Below are 4,065 nucleotides of genomic sequence, written 5' to 3' on the forward strand. Positions count from 1 at the left end.
ATGCTCCGGTCTCGGGCGGAGTGGTCGGTGCCGAGAACGGCACGCTCGCCTTCATGGTCGGCGGCTCCGACGAGGACTTCGCGGCAGCTCTCCCGGTGCTCGAGATCATGGGAAAACGCATCGTGCACTGCGGAGGGCCGGGACTCGGGCAAGCCGCAAAGGTCTGCAACAACATGGTGCTCGCGGTGTCGCAGATCGCCGTCGCCGAGGCGTTCGTTCTGGGGGAGCGGCTCGGGCTCGAGCACCAGGCACTGTTCGACGTCGTCTCGCAGGCATCCGGTCAGTGCTGGTCGATCACGACGAACTGTCCGGTGCCGGGGCCGGTGCCGACGAGCCCCGCGAACCGCGACTACCAGCCCGGATTCGCCGGCGCGCTGATGGCGAAGGACCTGGGTCTCGCGCTGCAGGCGATCGAGCAGACCTCGACCGACGCCAAGATGGGACGACTCGCGCAGCAGCTGTACGCCGCGTTCGCCGCGGGGGAGGGCGCGACCCGCGACTTCTCGGGCATCATCACCGACGTCCGCGACGGCCGGGTGTGAGCGGGGCATCCTCCCTTCGCCCGCGCCCCGATCTGCGGATCCTGTCCCGATCTGCGGGCCGTTCCCGCGAATCCGTCCGCAGATCGGGACGCCGTCCGCAGATCGGGCGGGGTGGATGCCGGACACGGCGCGACATACTGAGATGACCACGACGGAGAGGGCTTCACGATGACCGAGTACGAGACGATCCAGGTCGAGCAGCGCGGACGCGTCGGGTGGATCACCCTGAATCGACCGGAGGCGCTGAACGCCCTGAACAGTCGGCTCGCCGAAGAGGTCACCGCCGCCGCGGTCGCCTTCGATCTCGACGACGGCGTCGGCGCGATCGTCGTCACCGGATCCGAGAAGGCGTTCGCCGCCGGTGCCGACATCAAGGAGATGGAGGGCATGTCGGCCGCCGAGATGATCGAGACCGACCATTTCGGCGTGTGGCACGAGTTCGCCGCGGTACGCACGCCCGTGATCGCCGCCGTCTCGGGCTTCGCGCTCGGGGGCGGATGCGAGCTCGCGATGATGTGCGACATCATCCTCGCGGCCGACACCGCGAAGTTCGGTCAGCCCGAGATCAACCTCGGCGTCATCCCCGGCATGGGCGGCACGCAGCGCCTGATCCGAGCGGTGGGCTACTACAAGGCCGCCGAGCTCGTGCTGTCGGGGCGGTTCATGGGAGCCGAAGAGGCGGAGCGGTCCGGTCTCGTGTCGCGCGTCGTTCCGGCATCCGACCTGCTCGCCGAGGCATCGACCCTCGCCGAGACGATCGCGTCGAAGTCCCTGCCGTCGGTGTTCGCCGCCAAGGCCGCTCTCGACGCCGCCATGGAGACGACGCTCGCCGACGGCCTGGCCCATGAGAAGAAGGCGTTCGCCGCTCTCTTCGACACCCAGGATCAGAAGGAGGGCATGTCGGCCTTCCGGGAGAAGCGTGCGCCCGGCTTCCAGAACCGCTGAGCCCGGCGACCCGGCTCCCCGCAGGTCAGCCGCGCAGGGCCTCGACGATCTTCGCGACGCGGCGGTCGCGGGTCGCATCCTGCTTGGCCTCGGCGACGGTGCGGGCGTGCTCCTTGCGCACCGAGTACGACAGGGCGTCGAAGGCGGCGCGCAGGGCCGGGTCGTCATCGAGGGCCGTCGCGAGTGCGGGCGGGATCTCGACCTCGCGCTCGGCGGCGTCCACCCGGATCACCGCGTCGACCTCCTGATCGATCTCGACGCCGAGCTCGGCGCGCACGGCCTTGCTGAAGCCGATCATGTTCTGCCCGCCCATGCGCGCGAGACGCAGTCGGGCGGTGCGTCCGTCGATCGTGACAGCGACCGGGAACGTCTTGCCGGCGCCGAACGAGGCGACCTGCTCGTCGGTGAGGATGATCGCAGCGGCAGGACCTCGGCCCTCGAGGGTGGTGTGCAGGCGCAGTTCGCTCATGCGGGCAGTGTACGCCCGCGCTCCTCGGCCTCGGATGCCACGTGGCCGTTGCGCTCTTCGATCAGCCGCCGCATGTACTCGCGCAGCACGAGGCGATCGACCAGTCGTCCGAGCGGGCCGAACGGCGAGTGGAACCGGATCGTGTCGCGCATCAGCGTGCCCTGCGGATGCTCGTCGAACCGGTGCTCGTGCCAGAACGCCCCGAAGGGGCCCGAGATCTGCCGGTCGCGGAACCCGCGCGGCGGGTCGATGTCGTACACGACCGACCGCAGCCGGAACGGGATGCCGAAGTGCCGTGCCCGCCACGTGACGGTCGAGCCCTCGCCGAACACGCCGCCCGCCGGGGCCTCGACCATCGTCTCGCCGTACTGCGCCATCGAGCGCAGGTGCAGCCCTGGGTCGAGGGCGACCGCGAAGACGTGCTCGGGCGATGCGCAGATCACTCGCTCGAGCACGAACTCGGCCATGTCAGAGGGCGTCCGGTTGCGGCCTCGGGTCGCTGAAGTCGCCGGCGGCCTTGCGCATCCGCGCCACGATCGCGACGAGCTCGGCGGCGTCGGCCCTGCTGATGCCCGGGTCGGCGAACACGTCGTCGTTCAGGGCGACGGTGGCGCGGTCGACCAGCTCGCGTCCCGCGTCGGTGAGGGCGAGCAGAGCAGCCCGGCCGTCGTGCGGGTGCGGTTCGCGCACGATCAGTCCATCCCGCACGAGGCGCTCGGCGGTGCTCGTGACGGTCGTGGCATGCACCTGCAGTCGGGCGACGACGCTCGAGAGCGGCAGGCGGCCCGAGCGGCTGAACGCCAGCAGTCGCAGCATCTCGTAGCGCGCGAAGCTGAGCGCGAAGGGCTTGAGCGCCGCATCCACCCGGGCGAGCAGCAGCTGCTGCGCCCGCATGACGGAGGTGACCACGGTCATGCCGTCGGCGGCATCCGTCCACCCGTGCGCGAGCCACTGCCGCTTCGCCTCGGCGAGCGGATCCACGGGCAGGGGGCGGGGTCGGACCACGCTTCTACGGTAGGGCATCCGCTCCGGCGTGCGGGGAGGCGCCGCGCGACCGGCCGCGTGGTTCCCAGTCGCGGGGCGGGTGGGACTCAGTACCAAGGGGCTAGAATCATGGCAGTCGTGAGGAGCAATCGATGAAGATCTTCGTCCTGGTCAAAGAGGTGCCGGACACCTATGGCGATCGCAAGCTGAATCTCGAGACCGGGCTCGCCGATCGCGGCGCCGGCGACGTGGTGCTCGACGAGATCACCGAGCGGGCTCTCGAGGTCGCGCTGAGCCACGCCGACAAGAACGAGGGCACCGAGGTGGTCGCGCTCACGATGGCCCCCGGGGGCTCGACGGCATCGGTGCGACGGGCCCTCGCGATCGGTGCGGGCTCTGCCGTGCACATCGCCGACGAGCAGCTCGCCGGAGCCGACCTCGGATTCACCGCCGAGACCCTGGCCGCGGCGATCCGCCGCGCCGAGCCCGACCTCGTGATCACCGGCAACCTGTCGACCGACGGCTCGGGCGGGGTCATGGCGGCGATGCTCGCCGAGCACCTCGGCTGGGCGCACGCGACGGCGCTCACGAGCGTCGAGATCACGCCCGAGGGCATCTCGGGAACGCGCGGAGGGCAGCCGGTCTCGGCGTCGCTGCCGGCCGTCATCTCGATCACCGAGGCCATGCCCGACGCGCGGTTCCCGAACTTCAAAGGCATCATGGCGGCGAAGAAGAAGCCGCTCGAGGTGCTCACCCTCGACGACCTCGGCGTCTCGGCCGACCCGGCAGCGGCTCCCCGCACGATCATGACCGCGGTGGCCGAGAAGCCGCCGCGAGCGGCCGGCGTGAAGATCGTCGATGAGGGCGATGCCGCCGAGAAGCTGGTGGAGTACCTCGTGCAGAACAGGCTGGTGTGACATGACCTACCCCGAGAACCCGATCCTCGTCCTGGTCGACCTCGACCCGGCGGGCAACCCCGCCAGCAGCACCGCGGCTCTGATCGGCGCCGCGTCGACGGTCGGCGCCCCTGTCGCACTGGTCGTCGGCGGCTCCGCCGATGCCGCGTCGACGGTCGCGGCGGCCGGAGCATCCGTCGTGCTGACCGCCGATGCGGATGCCACGGCG

At 70.7% G+C, this 4,065-nt stretch carries 6 protein-coding genes and 1 pseudogene; 4 read left to right on the plus strand and 3 right to left on the minus strand.

Annotated features, from left to right (window positions below; genetic code table 11):
• Both RTM68_RS12885 and RTM68_RS12890 read left to right on the plus strand, forming a co-directional pair.
• Window positions 1-542: NAD-binding protein (locus tag RTM68_RS12885; protein WP_312171510.1), on the plus strand; the 542-nt coding region annotated here is incomplete at its 5' end.
• Window positions 543-710: 168 nt separating this feature from the next.
• Window positions 711-1,487 (plus strand): enoyl-CoA hydratase-related protein, encoded by a 777-nt coding sequence (locus tag RTM68_RS12890; protein ID WP_312171512.1) that lies wholly within the window; start codon window positions 711-713, stop codon window positions 1,485-1,487.
• A 25-nt stretch (window positions 1,488-1,512) separates the two neighbouring features.
• Here RTM68_RS12890 and RTM68_RS12895 read toward each other — a convergent pair whose 3' ends face one another.
• From RTM68_RS12895 to RTM68_RS12905, 3 genes are read right to left on the minus strand one after another with little or no spacing between them, the layout of a single operon-like run.
• Window positions 1,513-1,956 carry a YdeI/OmpD-associated family protein gene (locus tag RTM68_RS12895; RefSeq protein WP_312171514.1) on the minus strand — a complete coding sequence of 148 codons (444 nt, stop codon included), beginning with the start codon at window positions 1,954-1,956 and terminating at the stop codon, window positions 1,513-1,515.
• Complete coding sequence (locus RTM68_RS12900; protein WP_312171516.1) at window positions 1,953-2,423, minus strand: SRPBCC family protein; 471 nt, start codon at window positions 2,421-2,423, stop codon at window positions 1,953-1,955. The genes RTM68_RS12895 and RTM68_RS12900 overlap by 4 nt, the downstream gene beginning before the upstream one ends.
• A 1-nt stretch (window position 2,424) precedes the next feature.
• On the minus strand, window positions 2,425-2,961 hold the full coding sequence (locus tag RTM68_RS12905) for a MarR family transcriptional regulator (protein WP_312171518.1): 537 nt from the start codon (window positions 2,959-2,961) through the stop codon (window positions 2,425-2,427).
• 131 nt (window positions 2,962-3,092) lie between these two features.
• On the opposite strand from RTM68_RS12905, the gene RTM68_RS12910 reads away from it, so the two are divergent.
• Window positions 3,093-3,857, plus strand: coding sequence for an electron transfer flavoprotein subunit beta/FixA family protein (locus tag RTM68_RS12910; protein ID WP_312171520.1), 765 nt, complete (start codon window positions 3,093-3,095; stop codon window positions 3,855-3,857).
• A 1-nt stretch (window position 3,858) separates the two neighbouring features.
• Window positions 3,859-4,065, plus strand: a pseudogene (locus tag RTM68_RS12915) (electron transfer flavoprotein subunit alpha/FixB family protein); the annotation flags it as partial.

The organism is Microbacterium sp. (assembly GCF_031988965.1).
Lineage (GTDB): Bacteria > Actinomycetota > Actinomycetes > Actinomycetales > Microbacteriaceae > Microbacterium.

What these genes read in the sequence shown, in the direction of transcription:
- RTM68_RS12910 (WP_312171520.1), top strand. Translation starts at nt 3,093, where the DNA reads ATGAAGATCTTCGTCCTGGTCAAAGAGGTGCCGGACACCTATGGCGAT.
- RTM68_RS12890 (WP_312171512.1), top strand. Translation starts at nt 711, where the DNA reads ATGACCGAGTACGAGACGATCCAGGTCGAGCAGCGCGGACGCGTCGGG.
- RTM68_RS12900 (WP_312171516.1), bottom strand. Translation starts at nt 2,423, where the DNA reads ATGGCCGAGTTCGTGCTCGAGCGAGTGATCTGCGCATCGCCCGAGCAC.
- RTM68_RS12895 (WP_312171514.1), bottom strand. Translation starts at nt 1,956, where the DNA reads ATGAGCGAACTGCGCCTGCACACCACCCTCGAGGGCCGAGGTCCTGCC.